The organism is Pseudomonas sp. TYF_14 (assembly GCF_043105275.1).
GTDB lineage: Bacteria > Pseudomonadota > Gammaproteobacteria > Pseudomonadales > Pseudomonadaceae > Aquipseudomonas > Aquipseudomonas alloputida.
This window is the reverse complement of the sequence record NZ_JBICLK010000051.1, coordinates 1-23,262: the sequence shown is the minus strand read 5'-3', so window position 1 is coordinate 23,262 and position 23,262 is coordinate 1. Positions and strand designations below refer to the sequence as shown.

The 23,262-nt window shown below is 61.2% G+C and carries 10 protein-coding genes and 1 pseudogene; 1 reads left to right on the top strand and 10 read right to left on the bottom strand.

Annotation, left to right across the window (positions count from 1 at the left end; all coding sequences use genetic code 11):
* Positions 1–133: 133 nt before the first annotated feature.
* Positions 134–13,087, top strand: coding sequence for a non-ribosomal peptide synthetase (locus tag ACF8O8_RS13490; RefSeq protein ID WP_392509828.1), 12,954 nt, complete (start codon positions 134–136; stop codon positions 13,085–13,087).
* Between the two features lie 676 nt (positions 13,088–13,763).
* Here ACF8O8_RS13490 and ACF8O8_RS13485 read toward each other — a convergent pair.
* The 10 genes and pseudogenes from ACF8O8_RS13485 to dsbD all read right to left on the bottom strand — a co-directional run.
* A pseudogene (locus ACF8O8_RS13485) lies at positions 13,764–13,997 on the bottom strand (RHS repeat-associated core domain-containing protein); the annotation flags it as partial.
* A 249-nt stretch (positions 13,998–14,246) separates the two neighbouring features.
* Positions 14,247–14,948, bottom strand: coding sequence for an ATP-binding cassette domain-containing protein (locus ACF8O8_RS13480; protein WP_049588202.1), 702 nt, complete (start codon positions 14,946–14,948; stop codon positions 14,247–14,249).
* Positions 14,948–15,691, bottom strand: a complete 744-nt coding sequence (locus ACF8O8_RS13475; RefSeq protein ID WP_049588204.1) for a hypothetical protein — start codon at positions 15,689–15,691, stop codon at positions 14,948–14,950. Before ACF8O8_RS13475 ends, ACF8O8_RS13480 begins: the two co-directional genes overlap by 1 nt.
* Positions 15,688–16,890, bottom strand: a complete 1,203-nt coding sequence (locus ACF8O8_RS13470) for a YcaO-like family protein (protein WP_010954993.1) — start codon at positions 16,888–16,890, stop codon at positions 15,688–15,690. Before ACF8O8_RS13470 ends, ACF8O8_RS13475 begins: the two co-directional genes overlap by 4 nt.
* Before the next feature lie 4 nt (positions 16,891–16,894).
* Positions 16,895–17,686, bottom strand: a complete 792-nt coding sequence (locus tag ACF8O8_RS13465) for a SagB/ThcOx family dehydrogenase (RefSeq protein WP_061405692.1) — start codon at positions 17,684–17,686, stop codon at positions 16,895–16,897.
* Positions 17,686–18,549, bottom strand: coding sequence for an McbB family protein (locus tag ACF8O8_RS13460; protein WP_061405691.1), 864 nt, complete (start codon positions 18,547–18,549; stop codon positions 17,686–17,688). Before ACF8O8_RS13460 ends, ACF8O8_RS13465 begins: the two co-directional genes overlap by 1 nt.
* A gap of 58 nt (positions 18,550–18,607) precedes the next feature.
* Complete coding sequence (locus tag ACF8O8_RS13455; protein WP_126404336.1) at positions 18,608–18,817, bottom strand: hypothetical protein; 210 nt, start codon at positions 18,815–18,817, stop codon at positions 18,608–18,610.
* Between the two features lie 748 nt (positions 18,818–19,565).
* Positions 19,566–20,324: a thiol:disulfide interchange protein DsbG gene (gene dsbG / locus ACF8O8_RS13450; RefSeq protein ID WP_010954990.1), complete on the bottom strand. Its 759-nt coding sequence runs from the start codon at positions 20,322–20,324 to the stop codon at positions 19,566–19,568.
* 1 nt (position 20,325) lies between these two features.
* Complete coding sequence (locus ACF8O8_RS13445; protein ID WP_010954989.1) at positions 20,326–21,162, bottom strand: TlpA disulfide reductase family protein; 837 nt, start codon at positions 21,160–21,162, stop codon at positions 20,326–20,328.
* Positions 21,162–22,877, bottom strand: coding sequence for a protein-disulfide reductase DsbD (dsbD, locus tag ACF8O8_RS13440; protein WP_392509827.1), 1,716 nt, complete (start codon positions 22,875–22,877; stop codon positions 21,162–21,164). Before dsbD ends, ACF8O8_RS13445 begins: the two co-directional genes overlap by 1 nt.
* Between the last annotated feature and the right edge of the window lie 385 nt (positions 22,878–23,262).

The window sequence follows — 23,262 nt, the reverse complement described above, 5'->3', positions numbered from 1 at the left end:
AAAGCGTGACCTCCCCCGCTAATTTCTCCCCCCGCCCATCCGTTCCCCTGTGTACATCCCCGGTCGCATACGTTGCCCGCCCACGTTAGCGGAGCAGCTGTCAGACCTAACCAGACACTGGCAGGAACACCCAATGACGGACGCCTTCGAACTCCCGCTCTCGCTGGTCCAGGCCCTGGCGCAACGCGCCGCGCAGACCCCGGAAAGGATTGCCCTGCGCTTTCTCGCCGACACACCCGGTGAGCAGGCCGTGCTCAGCTACCGGGACCTCGACCAGCGTGCACGCACCATCGCCGCCGCCTTGCAGGCGCGCGCCAGCTTCGGTGACCGTGCCGTGCTGTTGTTCCCCAGCGGGCCAGATTACGTGGCGGCGTTCTTCGGCTGCCTGTATGCGGGCGTGATCGCGGTGCCGGCCTACCCGCCGGAGTCCGCGCGCCAGCAGCACCAGGAGCGTTTGCTGTCGATCATCGATGACGCCGAGCCGCGACTGCTGCTGACCGTGGCGGCGCTGCGCGACAGCCTGCAGGGCCTGGAAGCCCTGGCGGCGGACAACGCCCCCCAACTGCTGGCAGTGGATGGCTTGGACCCGGCCCTGGCTGCGAACTGGCGTGAACCCGTGCTCAAGGGCGATGACATCGCCTTCCTGCAGTACACCTCCGGTTCCACCGCGCTGCCCAAGGGCGTGCAGGTCAGCCATGGCAACCTGGTGGCCAACGAGCAACTGATCCGCCAAGGCTTTGGCATCGACCTCAACCCCGACGATGTGATCGTCAGCTGGCTACCGCTGTACCATGACATGGGCCTGATCGGCGGCCTGCTGCAGCCGATCTTCAGTGGCGTGCCTTGCGTGCTGATGTCGCCGGGGTACTTCCTGGCCCGGCCGTTGCGCTGGTTGCAGGCCATCAGCGAATACGGTGGCACCATCAGCGGCGGGCCCGACTTCGCTTATCGCCTGTGCAGCGAGCGGGTCAGTGAGGCTTCGCTGGCCGGGCTCGACCTGAGCCGCTGGCGCGTGGCCTATTCCGGCTCCGAGCCTATCCGCCAGGACAGCCTGGCCACCTTTGCCGACAAGTTCCAGGCCTGTGGCTTCGACCCGCAGAGCTTCTTCGCCAGTTATGGCCTGGCCGAAGCCACCCTGTTCGTTAGCGGCAGCCGTCGTGGCCAGGGTATCGCCGCGCTTGAGCTGGATGCCAAAGCCTTCGCCGCCAACCGCGCCGAACCCGGCACTGGCAGCGTGCTGATGAGTTGCGGCTTCCCGCAGCCGGGGCACGCGGTACGCATCGTCGAGCCGCAACAGTTGCAAGTGCTGGGCGACAACCAGGTGGGGGAAATCTGGGCAGGCGGCCCGAGCATCGCCCGGGGCTACTGGCGCAACCCAGAAGCCAGCGCTCGAACCTTCGTCGAAATGGACGACCAGACCTGGCTGCGTACCGGCGACCTGGGCTTCATGCGTGACGGCGAGGTATTCGTCACTGGGCGTCTGAAGGACATGCTGATCGTGCGTGGGCAAAACCTGTACCCACAAGACTTGGAGAAAACCCTCGAGCGCGAAGTTCAGTTGCTGCGCAAAGGCCGTGTGGCGGTGTTCGCCGTCGAGCACCAGGGCGAAGAGGGCATCGGTGTCGCGGTGGAGATCAGCCGCAACGTGCAAAAGGCACTCAAGCCCCAGGACCTGATCAAGACCCTGCGCCAGGTCGTCGCCGACGCTTGCCGACAGGCCCCGGCCGTGGTCCTGCTGCTGAACCCCGGCGCGCTGCCGAAGACCTCCAGCGGCAAGTTGCAGCGCTCTGCCTGCCGCCTGCGCGTGGACGATGGCAGCCTGGACTGCTATGCCCGTTTCCCTGAGGTGAGCGAAGCCGGTACCCGTGCATCCGCTGGCGACGAGCTGCAAGCACGCATCGCCGCTGTGTGGCGCGACATCCTCAAGGTAGAGGCGGTGGCTGCGGACGACCACTTCCTGCTGCTGGGCGGTAACTCCATCGCCGCCACCCAGGCCACAGCGCGCCTGGCCGATGAGTTGGGTATCGACCTGAGCCTGCGTACCCTGTTCGAGGCGCCGGTACTGGCCGACTACAGCAAGGCCGTGGCACAGATCATCGCCGATGGCGCCGCTGGCACCGCAGCCATCACCACGCTGGAGCGCGCCCAGGCGTTGCCCCAGTCGCTGGCGCAAAACCGCTTGTGGTTGCTGTGGCTGCTGGAACCGCAATCAGCGGCCTACAACATTCCCGCCGGCTTGCATCTGCGCGGCGAGCTGGATGTCAACGCTCTGCAAGTGGCCTTCCAGGCACTGGTGGCGCGCCATGAATCGCTGCGTACCGTGTTCAGCGAAGAGAATGGCCAGGCGCTGCAGCGTATCCTGCCTCAACAGCCGTTCAGCCTGCACCGCCTGGACCTTGAAGGGCACTCGCCCGAGCAGGTTGCCGCGCAGCGTGAAACCGAGGCCCGCCAGCCGTTCGACCTCACCCAGGGGCCGCTGTTGCGGGTAACCCTGGTGCGCCTGGGGGACGAAGAGCATCAGCTGTGGGTGACCCTGCACCACATCGTTGCCGACGGCTGGTCGCTGAACATCCTGCTCGAAGAATTCGCCAAGCTGTATGCCGCTCGCTGCCAAGGCCTGGAGGCCAACCTGGCGCCGCTGCCGCTGGGTTACGCCGACTACGGCAGCTGGCAGCGGCAATGGCTGGCTGACGGTGAAGCCGAGCGCCAGTTGCAGTACTGGAAGGCACACCTTGGTGGTGAGCTGCCGGCGCTCGACCTGTGCACTGACCACCCGCGCGCCAGCCAGCGCGAACACAGCGCCGCGCGCTTCAGCCTCAAGGTGCCAGTCAGGCTTGGCGAAGCGCTCAAGGGCCTTGCCCACCAGCAGCAGGCCAGCCTGTTCATGGTCCTGCTGGCCGGTTGGCAGGCGCTGCTGCAGCGCTACAGTGGCCAGGCCGATATCCGCGTCGGCGTGCCCAACGCCAACCGCCCGCGCCTGGAAACCCAAGGCATGGTCGGTTTCTTCATCAATACGCAGGTGCTGCGCGCGCGATTCGATGGCCGTCACTCGTTTACCCAGTTGCTGACCCAGGTACGTCAGGCCACCTTGCAAGCCCAGGCTAATCAGGACTTGCCCTTCGAACAGCTTGTCGAAGCCCTGCCCGATGCGCGCGAACAGGGCCTGTTCCAGGTCATGTTCAACCACCAGCAACGCGACCTGTCAGCCCTGCGGCGCCTGCCAGGGCTGTTGGCCGAAGAGCTGGCGTGGCACAGCCGCGAAGCCAAGTTCGACTTGCAGTTGCACAGTGAGGAGGACCATCTGGGCCGCCTGAGCCTGGCCTTCGACTATGCCGCGGAGCTGTTCGAAGCCAGCACCGTCGAACGTCTGGCCCATCACCTGCTGGCGCTGCTGGAACAGGTGTGTGCCGCGCCGCAGCAGGCGCTGGGCGACGTGCAATTGCTGGATGAGCCCGGCCGTGCGCAGCTGCTGGGTTGGGGCCAGGCACCGGCCGCCGCAGCGCAGCACCTGTTGGTCGAACAACTCAATGAGCAGGTACGCCTGACGCCGCAGCGCACCGCCCTGGTTTGGGACGGGGGCAGCCTGGATTACGCCGGGCTGCACCAGCAAGCCAACCGCCTGGCCCACTACCTGCGTGACAAAGGCGTCGGCCCCGATACCTGTGTGGCCATTGCCATCGAGCGCTCACCGCAATTGCTGGTCGGCCTGCTAGCCATTCTCAAGGCCGGCGGTGCCTACGTGCCGCTGGATGTCGATTACCCTGCCGAACGCCTGGCCTACATGCTGGCCGACTGCGACGCCCGTTTGCTACTGAGCCACAGCAGCCTGCTGGGCAAGCTGCCGCAGGTCGACGGTGTCAGCGCCATTGCCCTCGACCAGTTGCACCTGGACAGCTGGCCCAGCCATGCCCCCGGCCTGCACCTGCACGGCGATAACCTGGCCTACGTTATCTATACCTCCGGCTCCACCGGGCAGCCCAAGGGCGTAGGCAATACCCATGCGGCGTTGGCCGAGCGCCTGCAGTGGATGCAGACGACCTATGCGCTGAATGACAGCGACGTGCTGATGCAGAAAGCGCCGATCAGTTTCGACGTCTCGGTGTGGGAATGCTTCTGGCCGCTGGTCACCGGCTGCAAGCTGGTGCTCGCCGGCCCTGGTGAACATCGCGACCCGCAGCGTATCGCTGCCCTGGTGCAGGCTTATGGGGTGACTACGCTGCACTTTGTACCGCCGCTGTTGCAGGTGTTCGTCCAGGAGCCGCAGGCAAGTGCCTGCAGTAGCTTGCGCTGGGTGTTCTCGGGTGGCGAAGCGTTGTCCGCCACGCTGCGTGACCGCGTGCTGCAGGTGCTGCCGCAGGTGCAACTGCACAACCGGTATGGCCCGACTGAAACCGCCATCAACGTCACCCACTGGCACTGTCAGGTGGTGGACGGCGAGCGCTCGCCCATCGGCCGCCCGCTGGGCAATGTGCTGTGCCGCGTGCTGGACGATGAGCTGGAACTGAGCGCCCCCGGTGTGCCGGGCGAACTGTACCTCGGTGGCGCGGGCCTGGCCCGTGGTTACTTGGGCCGCCCCGGCCTCACTGCCGAGCGCTTCGTACCCCAGGCCGACGGCAATGGTCAGCGTCTGTACCGCAGTGGCGATCGCGCCCGCTGGCAGGTTCAGCTGGAGGCCCTGGAATACCTTGGCCGCCTCGACCAGCAGGTCAAGGTGCGCGGTTTCCGCGTCGAGCCCGAGGAAGTGCAGGCCTGCCTGCTGGCACAGGCGGGTGTGGAACAGGCGCTGGTGCTGATACACAAGGACGCCATTGGCGCGCAACTGGTCGGCTATTACAGTGGCAGCGCCCAGCCTGCCGAGGTGCTGGCCGTACTGGCTGAGCAATTGCCAGCCTACATGGTGCCGGCGCAACTCATCCCTTTGGCACAGATGCCATTGGGCCCCAGCGGCAAGGTCGACCGCAAGGCACTGCCTGCCCCAGTGTGGCAGCAGCGTGAGCATGTCGAGCCACGAACCGAGCTGCAACAACAGGTCGCGGCCATCTGGCGCGACGTGTTGAATCTGCCGCGCATTGGCCTGCAGGACGACTTCTTCGCCCTCGGTGGTCACTCGTTGCTGGCTACCCAGATCGTTTCGCGCACCCGCCAGGCCTGCGATGTCGAGCTGCCGCTCAAGGCCCTGTTCGAAGCCAGCGAGCTGGGCGCCTTCTGTGCCGAGATCGCCCGCCTGCGCGCGGCCGGCGAGCGCAACCTGCAAGGTGCAATCACCCGTGTCGACCGCCGTCAGGCAGTGCCGCTGTCGTACTCGCAGCAGCGAATGTGGTTCCTCTGGCAGATGGAGCCGGACAGCCCGGCGTACAACGTCGGCGGCATGGCACGCCTGCGCGGCACCCTGCACGTGGACGCCTTCGAGCGTGCGCTGCAGGCGCTGATCGTGCGCCACGAAACCTTGCGCACCACGTTCCCCAGCATCGACGGCGTGCCGTACCAGTGCGTGGCCGAAGACAGCGGCCTGCATCTGGACTGGCAAGACTTCAGCGCTTTGTCAGACGATGCCTGCCAGCAACGTTTGCAACAACTGGCCGACGACCAGGCGCACCAGCCCTTCGACCTGGAGCGGGGGCCGCTGCTGCGCGCCTGCCTGGTCAAGGCCAACGAGCGCGAGCACTTCTTCGTGCTGACGCTGCATCACATCGTCACCGAAGGCTGGGCCATGGACATCTTCGCCCGCGAACTGGGCGAGCTGTACGAAGCCTTTGTCGATGACCGCGAGTCGCCACTGGCGCCGCTGCCGGTGCAGTACCTGGACTACAGCGTGTGGCAACGGCAATGGCTGGAAAGCGGCGAGGGCGCTCGACAACTGGCCTACTGGAAGCACCGCCTGGGCGACGAGCACCCGGTGCTGGCGTTGCCTGCCGACCGCCCGCGTCCGGCAGTCCAGAGCCACCGTGGCGAGCTGTACCGCTTCGAACTCGATCCGGCACTGGTGGCCCGTGTGCATGCTTTCAATAGCCAGCGCGGCCTGACCCTGTTCATGACCATGACCGCCACCCTGGCCGCCTTGCTGCACCGTTACAGTGGCCAGCGCGACCTGCGTATCGGCGCGCCGGTGGCCAACCGCATCCGCCCGGAAAGCGAAGGCCTGATCGGCGCTTTCCTCAACACCCAGGTGCTGCGCTGCGAGCTGGACGGCCAGATGACCGCCAGCGCGCTGCTGGAGCAGGTTCGCCAGGCTGCCATCGAAGGCCAGTCGCACCAGGACCTGCCGTTCGACCAACTGGTAGAGGCCCTGCAGCCCCCACGCAGCAGTGCCTACAACCCGCTGTTCCAGGTGATGTGCAACGTGCAGCGCTGGGCCTTCCAGCAAAGCCGCACGCTGGCCGGCATGCAGGTGGACTACCTGGTCAACGATGCCAGCGCCACCAAGTTCGACCTGTACCTGGAGGTGACCGACCTGGACGGCCGGCTGGGCTGCTGCCTGACCTACAGCCGCGACCTGTTCGACGCGCCGCGTATCGCGCGCATGGCCGAGCACTGGCAACAACTGCTGGTCGGTTTGCTCGACAACCCGCAACACCGCCTGTGCGAACTGCCAATGCTGAGCAGTGCCGAGCAACAAGTGCTTACAGGCCAGTTGCAGGGCGAACACGATTTCGACCTTGGCCAGACCCTCCATGGTCTGTTCGCCGCCCAGGCCGCGCGCACGCCACAGGCTGGCGCGCTGACCTTCGCCGGCCAGCACTTGACCTACGCCGAGCTCGACCAGCAGGCCAACCGCCTGGCGCGTGCCCTGCGCGAACGGGGTGTCGGCCCGCAGGTGCGCGTGGGCCTGGCGCTGGAGCGCTCGCTGGAAATGGTCGTCGGCCTGCTGGCCATCCTCAAGGCCGGCGGCGCCTATGTACCGCTCGACCCCGAGTACCCGCTCGACCGCCTGCGCTACATGATCGAAGACAGCCGCATCGGCTTGCTGCTCAGCCAGCGTGCGCTGCTGCACACCCTGGGCGAGCTGCCTGAAGGCGTGGCCAGCTGGAGCCTGGAAGACGATGCCGCCAGCCTGGCGGCCTACAGCGATGCGCCGCTGGACAACCCCAGCCTGCCGCAGCACCAGGCTTACCTGATCTACACCTCAGGCTCCACCGGCAAACCCAAGGGCGTGGTGGTCAGCCATGGCGAGTTCGCCATGCACTGCCAGGCGGTGATCGCCGCATTCGGCATGCGCAGCGATGATTGCGAGCTGCATTTCTATTCGATCAATTTCGACGCTGCCAGCGAGCGCCTGTGGGTGCCGCTGTTGTGTGGCGCGCGCGTGGTATTGCGCGCCCAGGGGCAGTGGGGCGCCGAGGACATCTGCCAGTTGGTGCGCGAGCAGCAGGTGAGCATTCTGGGCTTCACCCCCAGCTACGGCAGCCAGCTGGCGCAGTATCTGGGCGGGCGGGGCGAACAATTGCCAGTACGCCTGGTGATTACCGGTGGCGAGGCGCTGACCGGCGAGCACCTGCAGCGTATCCGCCAGGCCTTTGCGCCGCAGCAGTGCTTCAATGCCTACGGCCCGACCGAAACCGTGGTCATGCCGCTGGCGTGCCTGACGCCAGACGCGTTGCCAGCAGACCTTGGCAGCGTACCGATCGGCCGCGTCATCGGTAGCCGTACGGCCTACATCCTCGACGAGGATCTGGCCTTGTTGCCGCAAGGCGGCATTGGCGAACTGTATGTCGGCGGCGCCGGCCTGGCCCAGGGTTACCACGACCGGCCAGGCCTCACTGCCGAGCGCTTTGTCGCCGACCCGTTCAGTGCCGAAGGCGGGCGCCTGTACCGTACCGGCGACCTGGTACGCCTGGGTACCGATGGTCTGGTGGAGTATGTCGGCCGTGCCGACCAGCAGGTGAAGATCCGCGGCTTCCGCATCGAACTGGGCGAAATCGAGAGCCGCCTGCTAGCGCACGAGGATGTCGACGAGGCCGTCGTGCTGGCGCTGGACTTGCCGGGCGGCAAGCAGCTGGTGGGCTATCTGGTGTGCAGGCAGGCCACCACCGGTAACGACGTGCAACAACTGCTGCGCGAAGCGGTGAAAGCCGATGCCCGCCAGCACCTGCCCGACTACATGGTGCCTGCGCACCTGGTGCTGCTCGATAGCCTGCCGCTGATGGGCAACGGCAAGCTCGACCGCCGTGCGCTGCCGCTGCCGGACCTTGAGCAGGCGCGCCAGCAATACCAGGCCCCTGGCAATGAGGTGGAAGCACAGTTGGCGCAGATCTGGCGCGATGTGCTCAACGTTGCCCGGGTCGGCGTGCAGGACAACTTCTTCGAGCTGGGAGGCGACTCGATCCTGTCGATTCAGGTGGTCAGTCGCGCCCGGCAGGCCGGCTTGCAATTCACCCCGCGCGACCTGTTCCAGCATCAGACCATCCAGACCCTGGCAACTGTGGTTCAGCTCAGCGAAGCCGTGAGCACGGTGGAGCAGGGGCTGCGCCAGGGCCAGGCCGGGCTGACGCCGATCCAGCACTGGTTCTTCGACAGTGACGTGCCACAGCCGCAACACTGGAACCAGGCTGTGCTGCTGGAGGTGCGCCAACCCTTGGTTGAGGCCACCCTTGAACAGGCATTGGCTGCGCTGGTGCAGCACCATGACAGCCTGCGTCTGCGCTTCAGCGACGCCCAGGGCCGCTGGCAGGCGCAGTACGCGCAGCCTGGCGCCGAGCAACTGCTGTGGAGCGCCACTGTCGCCGATTTCAATGATTGTCAGGCACTCTACACCGACGTGCAGCGCAGCCTGGACCTGCAACAGGGGCCGCTGCTGCGCGCCTTGCTGGTGCGTGACGGGCAGGGCACCCAGCGGTTGTTGCTGGCGATTCATCACCTGGTTGTTGATGGCGTGTCCTGGCGGGTGCTGCTGGAAGACCTGCAGGCGCTGTACCGTGGCCAGCCTCTGCCGGCCAAGACCCACGCCGTCGGCGACTGGGCCGCGCGCCTGGCCAGCTACGCCGGCAGCGATTCGCTGCGTGACGAACTGGCCTGGTGGCAAGGCCAGCTGGGCGGTGTGCGTCGCGAATTGCCGTGCGACCATCCGCAGGGCGGCAACTTGCATCGCCATGCTCAAACCCTGGCCATCGGCCTGGACGTGGAGCAAACCCGACAGCTGTTGCAACTGGCCCCGGCGGCTTACCACACCCAGGTCAACGACCTGCTGTTGACTGCACTGGCGCGGGCCTTGTGCCGCTGGAGCGGCGATGAAGAAGTGCTGGTGCAGCTCGAAGGCCATGGCCGTGACGGGCTGTTCGAAGACATGGACCTGACCCGCAGCGTCGGCTGGTTCACCAATGCCTACCCACTGAGCCTGCGTCCGCTGCCAGGTGAAGACGACGCGGCGCGGGCCGGTTCGATCAAGCGCATCAAGGAACAACTGCGCCATGTACCGCACAAGGGCCTGGGCTACGGCGTACTGCGCTACCTGGCGGATGCCGCCGGGCGCGAGCAGATGGCGGCCTTGCCGCAGGCGCGCATCACCTTCAACTACCTGGGCCAGTTCGACCAGCAGTTCGACAGTACAGCCTTGTTCCAGCCCCTGGAGGCCCCGGCCGGGTTGGCGCATGACCTCGATGCGCCGTTGCCCAACTGGTTGAGCGTCGATGGCCAGGTGTATGGCGGTGCTCTGCAATTGCGCTGGACCTTCAGCGCCGAGCGCTACGACCAGCAGACCATCGCGGGTCTGGCTGAGGCCTATCGTCAGGAGCTGTTGGCGCTGGTCGCGCATTGCCTGGCCGATGGCAATGGCAGCTTCACCCCATCGGACTTCCCGCTGGCGCACCTGACTCAGGAACAGATCGACGCATTGCCGGTCCCGGCCGCGCAGATCGAGGACGTTTACCCGCTGACGCCGATGCAGGAAGGCATGCTGCTGCACACCCTGCTGGAGCCGGGCACCGGCCTTTACTACATGCAGGACCGCTACCGCATCAACAGCGCGCTCGACCCCGAGCGTTTCGCCCAGGCCTGGCAGGCCGTGGTGGCGCGCCACGAAGCGTTGCGCGCCTCGTTCAGCTGGAACAGTGGCGAGGCGATGCTGCAGATCATCCACAAGCCGGGCAATCTGGCGGTGGACTACCAGGACTGGCGCGGCCTTGCCGACGATGCCCAGGAGCAGCGCCTGCAGGCCCTGCACAAGCAGGAGCGCGAGGCCGGCTTTGCCTTGCTCAGCGAGGCACCGTTCCACCTGCGCCTGGTGCGCGTTGCCGAAGAACGCTACTGGTTCATGATGAGCAACCACCACATCCTTATCGATGCCTGGTGCCGCTCGCTGTTGATGAACGATTTCTTCGAGGTCTACCAGGCCCTTGGCGAAGGCCGTCAGGCCCAACTGCCGGTGCCGCCGCGTTACCGCGATTACATCGGTTGGCTGCAACGCCAGGGCCTGGACGACGCACGCGCCTGGTGGCAAGCCAACCTGGCCGGCTTCGAACGTGCCACAGCCATCCCGAGCGACCGCCCGCTGCGCCATGACCACGCCGGTAGCGGCATGGTCGTCGGCGACTGCTACACCCGCCTGGAGGTGAGTGATGGTGTGCGTCTGCGTGAACTGGCCCAGGCTCATCAGCTCACCGTCAACACCTTCGCCCAGGCGGCCTGGGCCTTGGTGTTGGCGCGTTACAGCGGCGACCGCGATGTGGCCTTTGGCGTGACCGTGGCCGGTCGCCCGGTGAGCATGCCGCAGATGCAGCGCACCGTCGGCCTGTTCATCAACAGCGTGGCCCTGCGCGTGCAGTTGCCCATCGCTGGCGAGCGCTGTAGCGTACGCCAGTGGCTGCAGGGCCTGCTGCAAAGCAACATGGAACTGCGCGAGTACGAATACCTTCCGCTGGTGGCGATCCAGGCGTGCAGCGAGCTGCCCAAGGGCCAGCCGCTGTTCGACAGCCTGTTCGTGTTCGAGAATGCGCCGGTTGAAACCGCCGTGCTCGATCACGCCCAGCTCCTGAACGCCAGCTCCGACTCGGGCCGTACCCACACCAACTTCCCGCTGACGGCGGTGTGCTACCCGGGTGATGACCTGGGCCTGCACCTGTCGTTCGACCAGCGCTACTTCGACTACCCGACCGTCGAGCGCCTGCTGGCCGAATTCAAGCGCCTGCTGCTGGCGCTGGTACAAGGTTTTGAAGGAGAGGTGAGCGAGCTACCGCTGCTGAGCGCCCAGGAGCAAGGCTTCCTGCTGGAGGACTGCAACCGGACCGAGCGGGTTTATCCGCTGGAACAGAGCTACATCGCGCAGTTCGAAGCGCAGGTCGTGGCGCATCCACAGCGTACCGTGGCCCGCTGCCTGGAGGCGTCCTATGATTACGCCGGGCTGAACCTGGCGGCCAACCGCCTGGGCCATGCGCTGGTGGCTGCCGGGGTCTGCGTGGACCAGCCAGTGGCACTGCTTGCCGAGCGTGGGTTGCCGCTGCTGGGCATGATTGTCGGCAGCTTCAAGGCCGGCGCCGGCTACCTGCCGCTGGACCCGGGCCTGCCGGCGGCGCGCCTGCAAAGCATCATCCAGCTCAGCCGCACGCCAGTGTTGGTGTGCAGCGCGGCCTGCGCCGAGCAGGGGCGGCAGTTGCTCGGTGAGCTGGAGGCTGCGCTGCGGCCGCAACTGCTGGTCTGGGAAGACGTCCAGGCCAACCCGATCGCATGCCACAACCCGGGTGTCCACAGTGGCCCGGACAACCTCGCCTACGTGATCTACACCTCAGGCTCGACCGGCCTGCCAAAAGGGGTGATGGTCGAGCAGCGCGGCATGCTCAACAACCAGCTGAGCAAGGTGCCTTACCTGGCGCTGAGCGAGCAGGACGTGATTGCCCAGACCGCCTCGCAAAGCTTCGACATCTCGGTCTGGCAGTTCCTGGCTGCGCCGCTGTTCGGCGCCAAGGTAGAGATCGTGCCTAACGCCATCGCCCATGACCCGCAGGGCTTGCTGGCGCACGTGCAGGCCACCGGCATCACCGTGCTGGAGAGCGTGCCGTCCCTGATCCAAGGCATGCTGGCCAGCGACCACCAGGCCCTCGACGGCCTGCGCTGGATGCTGCCGACCGGCGAGGCCATGCCACCGGAGCTGGCGGCGCAGTGGCTGCAGCGCTACCCGCAGATCGGCCTGGTCAATGCCTATGGGCCGGCGGAGTGCTCGGATGACGTGGCGTTCTTCCGCGTCGATGCCGCCTCGACCCAAGGCAGCTACCTGCCAATTGGCACGCCAACCGACAACAACCGGCTGTACCTGTTCGGCGAGGACCAGGCACTGGTGCCGCTGGGTGCGGTGGGCGAGCTGTGCGTGGCGGGTACGGGTGTAGGCCGTGGCTACGTCAGTGACCCGGTGCGCACGGCGCTGGCGTTCATCCCTCACCCTTACGGGGCGCCGGGCGAACGCCTGTACCGCACTGGCGACCTGGCGCGGCAACGCCCGGACGGTGTGCTGGAGTACGTCGGGCGCATCGACCATCAGGTGAAAATTCGCGGCTATCGCATCGAGCTGGGCGAGATCGAGGCCCGGCTGCATGAGCAGGCGGAAATTCGCGATGCTGCCGTGGCGGTGCAGGAGGGCGTGAACGGCAAGCATCTGGTTGGCTACCTGGTGGCGCACCAGGGCGTCAGTGCCGATGCCGCGTTGCTGGAGCAGGTCAAGCAACGACTGCGTGCCGAGTTGCCGGAGTACATGGTGCCCTTGCACTGGGGCTGGTTCGACAGCTTGCCGCACAACGCCAACGGCAAGCTCGACCGCAAGGCCCTGCCAGCCATCGACATCGGCGGTCAGTACAGTCAGGCCTATCTGGCGCCACGCAACGAATTGGAGGACGTGTTGGCGGATATTTGGGCCGATGTGCTCAAAGCCGAGCGGGTGGGAGTGCACGACAACTTCTTCGAGCTGGGCGGGCATTCATTGCTGGCCACGCAGATCGCTTCGCGGGTGCAGAAGCAGCTACAGCTGAACGTGCCGCTGCGGGCGATGTTCGAGTGCAGCACGGTGGAGGCGTTGGCCGAGTATGTACAGGGGCTGCAGGGCAGTGCGCTGGATGATGACAAGGTCGACCGGCTCAGTGACCTGATGGCGGAACTGGAGGGGCTGTGATGGGCAGGGGCGCTTGGCGCCCCTTTCATTGGTCGGGTTGCGCACACTGCGGCTGAGTCGTTCATCCGGATTTGCAGATCAATCAGGCAGTCGCTCGTTGCTGGCTATTTTCGTGAAGAGGCCCTCAAAGCTAGGGCTAATAATCGCCAAACGGTTCCCTTAGAACCCACTGGTCAACAATTGGCCGTCGTACTCGAATATTAGTAAATGCATGTTCTTCAATTAAATAACTTTCCCTGGTTGCCTCATTTTTCCCATCCCATATTTTTTTGATCTTGCCCGCAGCCACAAGCACATCGAAATCCTTGATGTACACACCAAATACACGAGCTTCACCTTTGTGAAGCTTGGCGGCTGCATTCGCATAGCGCTCGGCCACGCCATAGTTGCGTGTAAAATAAAACCCCTGCCCATGATCAACAATTTGATGTCGCTGGGGCTGAACGCCAGACTCTAAAGACCACGTAGAGCTCCTGATGCCACCATGATATCCTGCAAATACATAATCTGGCGGAAGATTGTTTGAGGTATGTGCAGGCGCGTGGACCGGTTCTAACATTGTCATCCGCACCTCGAGACGGTGATACTTACCTTCCCCTTTTAAGAGCGCCCCATGCCAATCTGGTATGGGGGCGCGACCTGAGAATGCCGAAGATAACCTTCGCCAAAAACGGAAATGCCCACTTGGATCCTGCCAGTTTATTGGGTCTCCCTGGCAATAACCATATGCATTCAGACCACCGCGCTTGAACGGGCTGAAACTGTCAGGCGAGTTGAAACGCATGAGCCCAGGGCTAAATGCCCGTAAACCGTTACCCAGCAAAAAATTACCAGTCATCGGGTCCGGTCGCTCACCGTTAAAACCCAGCAGGCCCGATGAGTTCGGGTGATACCCATAAGGTGAGTAAATGGATGTGTTAGCGGCCGACATTTCGCTCGCCTCATCAATAGGATTCATGTAAGTAGGCACCATGATGTTTTTCTCGGCGTGGCTTTGCGGTCGACTTTGACAGTGTTCGTTAAAATGCGCTACTGATAAAAATAACAGGTTGTGTGGAAGGGGGCTGAAGCGGCCCTGTGTTTCTGGCTGACTTCACTTCCGTCGCGGTTTTAATCTGGGTGCTTTGCTGAATCCAGGATTTAATTTTTAGGATTTCCCCTAGGTCGATGCATTAATAAAGGCTTCATCCAGCGATTTGGCGTGGTGGCGTTCCATGAACTGTCCACCACTGTCAAACGCTTCCAGTCGCTTGTTTGCGAGCATATAAAATCGCTGGCAGTTTTTCGTGATTTCCTCTGTGTAATGAGAAGCTATCAGCACGCTCGCACCTTCCGCGCACGCGCTTTTTATACCGAGCCATATATAATGTCGAAATTCAGGGTCTACGCCAGCCGTTGGCTCATCAAGAATGATCAAGTCACTGTTTAAAAGCAACAAGGTCAGCGTGAAGTAGCTGCGAATTTCACCGTAGCTGCAATTGGCGGCTTTTTTCTTGGCGATTTCTGCATATCGCCTGGACAGTGACGGGGACCATTTGGCTAGTTTCGAGAGAATCTCTGTGTGATCTGGGGAAGCGTTGGGGGTTAGGCTGGTGATAAGCTTGCCCGCTTCGTTCATACGCAGTAATGGGGGCGGTGTAAGGATTTGGGTCAAATAGGCCTGACGCCTGGATAAATTGGAAATGGCACCTTTTGCCGGTTTTTTTATTTTGCAGATGAGGTCGAAAAGGGTTGTCTTTCCGGCCCCGTTGTTGCCCAGAATGCCGACCAGTTCCCCCGCTTTTATAGTGAGTTCAATGTCGTTCAGCAGCGGGTTTCCGCTGTATCCGAAGTGAAGGTTGTTTATAGTTAAAATGTCCATCAGTATCGGCTCCATATGGGTTGGATTCTGAAATACCTTCCGGTCAGGTATGTCGAGGCTGCAGAGGCCGAAAGTGCAATCAGGAAACTGTTGAGAAGGGGCATTTCGCCATGGAAGATCTGCGCGCTTAGAAAGAGCGGGTTGATCAGCGTTAGCGCATGCGAAGCATCGTGCCCCAGCGTGGCGCCGGTGTATCCGGAGACCAGCATGAGAAATGACATGAGTGAGAAAAGTGTGCTGGCTGTGCTGAATTTTATCGGCAGCGCGGCGATTCCCAGGCCGATACAGGTGAACATGAGGTAGCTGGTGTAAAAGCATGCCATCAGATAGAGATATTCAGGAAGTGAGTAGTGACCTCGTAAGGGTTTGGTCAAGAGGTAGAATAGTGTGGCGTAAAGCGAGCTCAATAAAAAATAACTGAGTGTGTGGGCAGTCAGGAATAGCTTGATTGCGCTGTGTTGGTAGATGAAGGACCGCGTGAAGCCACTTTCCCTCCTGCCGATGAGGTAGAAGCTGAATCCAAAGAACGCGAGGGTGGCAGAGATGTATGAGTAGAACCAGGCGGCTGAAGCGGTATAGGTCGAGGCTGCATGCGTTGGCTGGGTGATGATGAAGAGTATGCAAGGGGCCAGCGCTGACCAAAGAAGCGATGTGGGCTCCCTCAAGTGCTCAGTGGTCAAGATTTTTGTGATTGTCGTGATTTTTTTTGCGCTGCGTATAAAGTGGTTTGAAGTTAAATTCATGGGAATGGGACCATTTTGGAATTCTGGCTGCTGATGATTTCGTTGTAGAAAGGTGCGGAATAAGTGTTTTCGAGGTTGAAGTGTCTTGCGTTGTTCATGTGGAGAAAAAGATTGGGAGAGAAATATTTGCAGAGGTAAAGATTTGACTGTTTGTAAGGGGTGGAGGAGAGGTATAAGTACCCATTAAGTTGTAGCGCTCTTAGAGTCTTTAATAAATTTTGAATTGTTAGCTTTTTCGATAATGTAAGCTCATGGTTGTGTTGGGTGAATTTGACTTCGCTGGATATTTCTTTGAAAGTTTCATAGCTGTTGCAACTCAGGAAGTGCTTGAGGTAGGGGTCTTGGAGGGGGTTTTTTAGTTCGTGTTCGCTGTCGACTGATTGCATGAATCTCAATGTTTGCCATAATTCAACTATCGACTTTTCTAATGCAATTCTTGAAGTGGCGGCATAAGCCATTCCTGCACAATATTTGACTTTGGCGTTAATGTCTTGACTGCCGTAGCATAAAAGGATGCAACTTCCTGGGAAACGTTGATCGGTGAGATTAAGGATGCAAAGTTCGCCAGATTTTTTCAGTTCTTGGAAAAGTGCTAGGCTTGCGCTCGCTGTCAGTGTAAGGCAGGCATCATCGAATTCAATTTCTGCAGTACAGGTTTTTGTAAGCCAGAATCGAAGTAGGAACTGTCGTTCCAAATTTTCTCTGATTGCGCCTAGTACTGCATTGTTGATCGTAATGTGTGCGCTGCAACCGCATGTGTCTCTAATAGGATAAAAACCGTTGTCGGTTGAGTTTTTACACTCTGAAATGGAAAGGCAGGCGGTGGGTACCTTGCAAGATGTGAAATCTGTGACTCTGTATACAGTGGTTCGGTCAAAGCAGTGTGATTGCAATGATGATTTCTCGCTTGAAATTAAAGTTTGAGAAAATGCCTTGGTGAATGCTTGGCACTCTTCAGTGGTCAGCCCGTCACCTAGTCTGCACGTGTCATGCACAGGGATGTCCAAGTAGAAATGCTTGCGTTCAAAATGTTCGCCTAGGGCGCTGTCAGTTATGTCTGACGACCAGCCGCTACTCGAACCATAGGTGCGCCAGCGGCTGCCGCACTCAACGCTGTGTGGTAAATGATTTACTGCGCTGGGTCTAAGTAGCAAAAAGTCCGTAAATGTCGGGTGATGTATCTCGTTATAAAAATTCATGAGCTCAACCTATTAACTGGATGCACACGGGTAAGAATAGAGACGGGTTAAGGTTCAAGTTTTTTGTTACTTGGTGGTCGGTATAGCCTGACCAGGGTCTGCTGTTTAGTTGGAGTTCTTTGCATCGTAAATCGGTAATCATGTACATCGAGCCGGCCTCCATCAGGCTCAAGCGGTAGCCTCGATATCGATATTTGAACAGTGCTTTGGGTAAGTATATTGAATATATAAGGGCCAGGGACGGTGAGCCTATATCAATACTTTCTGGAATGATTGCCTCGGTCAGCTGGTGGATGTCAATTGATGGGGTGTGAGCCTCCAGTGATCTCGATGATGGAAGTAAGTGCAGTGCGTCACTTTCAGTTGGCCATTGCTCAATCTTGTTGTTGAGATTGATGCAAAATACTTCTATTGGATAAAGTGCTCCGCCGCTTGGGTAGCCTCTTTTGTAGGTGGTAGGGCTTTTAGTTAAGAGCGGTGCAAGCAATGCTTGGACTATATCAAAGTGAAGAGGGCGTGCTTCAAATCGTTCGCATGAACTATTTCTTCGTAGCGGGTGTGGGCTCGCCAGAGGTGTAAGAGTCGGTTCTTTGTTTTTGCTTGGGGCTACAATGGTATTGAGTTTTAGTTCGTTTCCGGTAAGTTTTTCGAGGTCTTTTGGTGGTATTTGGTGCAGGGCGCTCAAGTGTTGAGTTGCTTTGTGTATCGTATAGTTGCCTTTGGCATGGAAAGCCAATGTCTCATCCATGACCTCAGGCGATAGAAATTTTAAGTACTCATCATGGCTTATGTTCATTATTTAACTCCTCTGCATTGACACAATGGCCAGTGGACGCTGGGGTCCTCGGTGGTGACTCCAGTCTCCAGGTTGATTGTTCTGGATAATAGAACTTGATCTTGAGTGGTTTTCGATTTTGGGGCTTTAGTGAGTTTGCTTATAAATGAAACAATGGTGCCTATAATCAAGGATTTTTGGAGCTCATCAACGTGTATCTTGGGTAAATCCAGTTTGCTGCTGCAGCAAAAAGACCAGATTTTGCACCAGTGGTGCTGGCTTGCTCTCAGCTTTTCGTAGTGAGTAATGCGGTCAAGTGTGCAAAATGCACACGGGTTTCCAATCGCGGGGATATGCATTTCCGTTAAGTGGAAGTGATTGCCACTGATAAAGCCAACGGTGGCTCCGCAGTGAGGGTTCGATACCAATAGATTTAAATAATTGGCTTTTAGTGAGTGCGGGCTAAGTTTAGTGCAGGCGAATACGAATAGCGTTGGCTTACGGGTCGTATGGGGTGTATATTCTGAATATTGCCTTATTTCTAAAGATCCGCTGTGTTTGCTTTCTAGAAGATTCTTTGTTTCGTCTGAAATTTCTAAGTCGTGGTAGATGAGGGTGTGCTGGAAGAACGGTGGGTCAGTGGGTTCTCCTATAATGGATAGACTTTTTAAGAAGTTCATAGCGCTGGAAGGCTGAAGATGAACTTTTCGTAGAATTTTTTCAAGCGCGTGGTGCTGAATATATTTGGATTGACTCTCCTCAATAAGTTGTAATGCCCTTATTATTTTAGGTTCGGTGATCCTGGTGAAGCCGCTGGATGAAAAAACCATAGGATCACTGTCGAAATTCAGTATTTCGTAGTTGTAAACTCTGAGTGTTTTCATTTGGCACCTCGAAAAGGTGCGGGCGCCCGCGCAAGAACTCGTGTGCGCCCGCTTTTTGTTACAGGGTTACCGGGTCGTTGTTAATGCCGTTATTTCCACCACTGCCGCCAGAGCCGCCGCTGCCTCCCTTGCAGCCACCTCCGCCTCCGCAACCACCACTACCACCACAGCCACCGGCGCTGCCAGACCCTCCGAAGAACTCCGCTTCCATATCGCAATGTGTATCGGAAGCCAATTCCATGACGCTAATACCATATTGATTTTCCATAGGTGTCTCCTTGTTTTTGTTGTGGCCCGACATGTGCGGGCATCAGGAGGTTTAGGCGTTAGATTCTTCAACGTCAATCTTTCGGTGGAGGGTAAGTGGCTTGGAATGGTATTGGAGTTTTTGGTTTAAAGCCGTTTTCGTGGGAAAGTTCTTCAGAAGGGTCTTACTTTGATCTGATAATGGTTTTTAGTTTTCAGTGCTTCTTATATTTATGTAAGAAGCTTCTGATTCTGGCGTGCGAAAGCTCTGTGGTGAGCGTGTGAGTGTTCTTTGTTATGCGCGGTGTGAAGTTTTAATAAGGGGCGCGAGCATGCTGATGTTTGACATCAGCATGCTCCGAAGAATTGTTTCTAGATATTTTGAGTTGCAGGGTTAGACCTGCGTGGGGATAGATTTGCCGGGTCGTGAGATTGATTTCGGGAGATTTACTGCTTGCGAAAGAACGGCCTGCGTCCAATCACCAATGTGTCTCCACCCCCGATCAGCGTAGGAGCGGGTTTACCCGCGAATACAGTGGCGGCGGCAACGGTGAACGGCTGGTGGAAATTGGCCAGCAGGTCCGGCCCTTTCGCGGGTAAACCCGCTCCTACGGCCGACCGCGCAGGCCTTGCGATCACGGGCCTGGCGCAAAACCCAGCCGTTAGCGCGAGCCCCGTAGGAGCGGGTTCACCCGCGAACACCGGCGTAGCCGGTGCCATGCCCCACGTCGCCTGCTTCACGGCGCTCGATCTGTGCCCCACCACATGCACTAGCGCTTGCCCAGAATCTTCCCAAGCATCTCCGGCCGTGGTGCCCCTTGCTGGCTTTGCAGGTTGCCTTGCTCATCCTGATAGAAAATGGCCGGAGTCGCCTGCAACCCCATCTCTTCCATCAACGCCATGTTCGCCGCCAGCTTCTGTTGCACAGCCTCTGGCACCTGCTCGAGTGCCTTCAGCGTGCTGGCCTTGCCGGCCTTTTCATGCTGCTGCAGGGCCTTGACCGGGTCTTTCGCCGCCAGCAGCGCCGCCGACTTGCCCGGGCTGTCCTCGCGGATGATGCCGACCATGATATGGCGCAACTGCACCTTGCCCGACTCCACCCAGGGCCGCGCCTGTTCCCAGAACATGTTGCAGTACGGGCAGTTCGGGTCGCTGAACAGGTACACCTTGCGCGGCGCATCGGCCTTGCCGTCGGCGATCCACGCGGTTTTTTCCATTTTCGCCCAGATTTCCTTGCTCATCGGCGCGTATACCAGCTTTTGCAGCGGCTCGGCGCTCAGGTCCTTGCCCTGTTCGTCGAACAGGCTGCCGACCAGCACGTGCTTGCCGTCGGGGGTCAGGTACAGGGCCAGGGCGTTGTTCTGGTACTCGGCGGCATAACCGCGCAGGCCGTTGGGCGCATCGAAGCTGCCCTTGATCACGGCGCCCTTGGCTTGCAGCTGCTGAACCGCCTTGGGCAGTTCTTCGGCTTGCAGGGCAGGGGTGGCCAGCAGGGTCAGGGACAGGGGCAGCAGTGCAGTCAATCGCATGTCAGTTTCCTTGTGCGGCAGGGGCGGGCGCAATGGCCCGGTCGAAAGGTTCCAGGGCGTGGCGCAGGCTGGCCCGGGACAGTTCGCCCAGGTGGCTGCCAACCAGCCGCCCGTTGGCGTCGTAGAACAGGGTGGTGGGCAAGGCCATGGAGCCGACGCGCTGGGCCAGCAGGCCGGTGCCGTCGAACAGCACGTGGGTCAGGCTCAGGCCGGTGGTGGCGAGGAAGGTGCTGACGTTTTCCGGGGTCTCGCCCTGGTTCACGAACAGGAAGGTCACGTGCGGGTAATCGCTTTGTGCCTGTTGCAGCACTGGCATCTCACGCCGACACGGTGGGCACCAGGTGGCCCAGATGTTGATGACCAGCGGCTTGCCGCGGTAGCTGTGCAATGCCACGGCCTGGCCGCCGGCGTTGTTCAGGCTCAGTTCGGGCAGCTCGGTGCCTTTGCTGTACAGGTGGCCGCCGAGGCTGGCCAGGCCCCAGAACAGTGCCCCGCTGAACAGCGCCCAGCCTAGCGGGCGGCGCAGGCCGGGGTGGCGCCAGCCCTGCCAGAGGGCTCCGAGCACGATGCCGGCAAGGCCCGACCAGAACAGGAAGCCGCCGTCACGGATGTCGATGATTTGCAGCGGGTCGTCCTGATACATCGGCCAGTAGGCCAGCACGAAGCCGGCGCGGGCACACAGCAGGCCGATCAGGAACAGGTTGAACAGCGCCGATTCCGGGCTCTCGCCGCCACGTCGGGCGACCCACCAGCCGACCACGCTGGCGATCACCAGGGCGGTGAGCATCAGCAGGTGGTTGAGGGCCATGGTCAGTGGCCCGAGTGTTACGGTCAGCATCAGCCTTGGCTCCTGGTCTGGCCCCAGTGTTGCTGGAACGCTGCTGCGTCCACCTCACCGGTGATGCGCCGCGCGCGGCGTTCTTCACCTTCCGGGCCGATCCAGATGATGCTGGGCGGGCCGGGTACCTGGTAGCGCTGCAGCAGGGCCTTGCTGGCCGGGCTGTCGGCCGTCACGTCCAGGCGTAGCAGGTGTACGCCGGCCAGGCCGGCCTGTACGTCGCTGCGGGCGAACACCTGTTTTTCCATGACTTTGCACGACACGCACCAGTCGGCATAGTAGTCGAGCATCACCCACTGGCCGCGGGCTTTGGCCGCGTCCAGCTCACGTTGCAGGTCCTCGGGGCGGCTGACGGTGACGAAGCTGTCCTCGGCATGCTGGCCAGCGGCCGCTGTGCTGCCACCCCCGGCGAACGGGCGTAGTGGCTGCCAGAGGTCGTCGCCGCCTGCTGCCGCACCGACCAGCAACAGGCCGCCCCACAGCGCGCCCAACAGCGGTACGGCGCGCAACGCCGGCAGCCGCTGCAGGGCTGGCCAGGCAGCCCAGGCCAAGGCGATCAGCCAGGCGCCGCTCAGTGCCAGCAGCAAGGTAGCAGGCAGCAGGCTGCGCACGGTGTACAGCGCCATGGCCAGGAACACGAAACCGAACACACCCTTGACCCGGTTCATCCACGCACCCGGGCGCGGCAGATAACGGTTGCCCAGGGTTACCAGCAACAGCAGCGGCACGCCCATGCCCAGGCCGAGGCTGAACAGCACCAGCGCGCCTTGCAGCACGTCACCGCTCTGCGCGATGTACAGCAGCGCACCGGCCAACGGCGCAGTCATGCACGGGCCGAGCAACAGGCCGGACAACGCCCCGAGCAATGCCGCGCCATACAGGTTGCCGCCACGGGTACCTTGCCCGGCGCGGTCCAGGCGGTCGCGCAGGGCGGCAGGCAGTTGCAGTTCGAAGACGCCGAACATCGGCAGTGCCAGCAGCACGAACAGCCCCGCCAGGCTGCCCAGCAGCCAGGGTTGCTGAAGCCAGGCCTGCAGGCTGGCACCCAGCAGGGCAGCAACCACCCCGAGCCCGGCGTACACCAGGGCCATGCTCAGCACATAGACCCCGGCCAGCAGCCAGCCGCGCCGGGCACTGGCGCCATTGCCCAGCACCAGCCCTGCAAGGATCGGCAGCATCGGCAGCGAGCAGGGGGTGAAGGCCAGCAGCAGCCCAAGGCCGAAGAACGCCAGCAGGCTCCAGGCCAGGTGGCCTTGCTGAAGGCCGCTGGCCAGGGCCTGGTCGCTGGCTTGCTCGGCGGCGGGCGTTACGCTGCCACCCAGGTCGATCGAGGTGGTCTGCGGCGGGTAGCACAGGCCGGCATCGGCGCAGCCCTGCCAGCCCAGGCGCAACTGACCCTGGGCGTTGGCAGGCAATAGCAGTTCAAGCTGGTCGCGATACACCGCGCTGTCGCCGAAGAACTCGTCGTGATGGTTGAGTGCCGGTGGCAGTTGCGGGTGTTGCTCGGTGGGCAGGCCATCGAACTTCAGGCGCTTCTGGTACAGGTAGTAGCCCGGCTTGATCTGGAAGTACAGGCGCATCTGGCCGTCGGCCTGGCGGTCGTGGGTGAGCACGAAGGCTTGGTCAACCGGCAGGAAGTCTGGTTTCACATCGAACGGGTTGGCTTGCAACGGGCCGGCCAGTAGGAGTGTGAGGAAGAGCAGGAGAACGCGCATGTCTTCGCCTTGGCAGATCTGGGAATGGGGCCATGCTGGCTGGGGTTGATTAAATGAAGGTTAACGCGGGTGTTGGGGGTGGGTCAGGAGTAGTAAGAGTTTGTTCTGGGTTTGCAGGGTCTTTGTTGTTGGATTTTCGAGGGGAGGCGGCGTTGGAATTTTGAGGGGGCGGCGTTGGAATTTTGAGTGGACGGCGTTGGAATTTTGAGGTGTTTGCCGGAGGATTTTCAGCGCCTGTGAGATCGAGCGCCGCCCGCGCGGCGCTTCGCGGGTAAACCCGCTCCTACGTTTGTTTCGGCCAGTCCCTCCTGCACCAGTCGCGCGCGACCGCCTTGTTTGTACGACGCGATATCGAGACATGCCCCAAGGCGGTCGCGCGCAAATC

Coding starts and splice junctions, on each gene's coding strand:
- ACF8O8_RS13480 (WP_049588202.1), bottom strand. CDS start 14,948: ATGGACATTTTAACTATAAACAACCTTCACTTCGGATACAGCGGAAAC.
- ACF8O8_RS13445 (WP_010954989.1), bottom strand. CDS start 21,162: ATGCTGACCGTAACACTCGGGCCACTGACCATGGCCCTCAACCACCTG.
- ACF8O8_RS13455 (WP_126404336.1), bottom strand. CDS start 18,817: ATGGAAAATCAATATGGTATTAGCGTCATGGAATTGGCTTCCGATACA.
- dsbG (WP_010954990.1), bottom strand. CDS start 20,324: ATGCGATTGACTGCACTGCTGCCCCTGTCCCTGACCCTGCTGGCCACC.
- ACF8O8_RS13465 (WP_061405692.1), bottom strand. CDS start 17,686: ATGAACATAAGCCATGATGAGTACTTAAAATTTCTATCGCCTGAGGTC.
- ACF8O8_RS13475 (WP_049588204.1), bottom strand. CDS start 15,691: ATGAATTTAACTTCAAACCACTTTATACGCAGCGCAAAAAAAATCACG.
- ACF8O8_RS13460 (WP_061405691.1), bottom strand. CDS start 18,549: ATGAAAACACTCAGAGTTTACAACTACGAAATACTGAATTTCGACAGT.
- ACF8O8_RS13470 (WP_010954993.1), bottom strand. CDS start 16,890: ATGAATTTTTATAACGAGATACATCACCCGACATTTACGGACTTTTTG.
- ACF8O8_RS13490 (WP_392509828.1), top strand. CDS start 134: ATGACGGACGCCTTCGAACTCCCGCTCTCGCTGGTCCAGGCCCTGGCG.
- dsbD (WP_392509827.1), bottom strand. CDS start 22,877: ATGCGCGTTCTCCTGCTCTTCCTCACACTCCTACTGGCCGGCCCGTTG.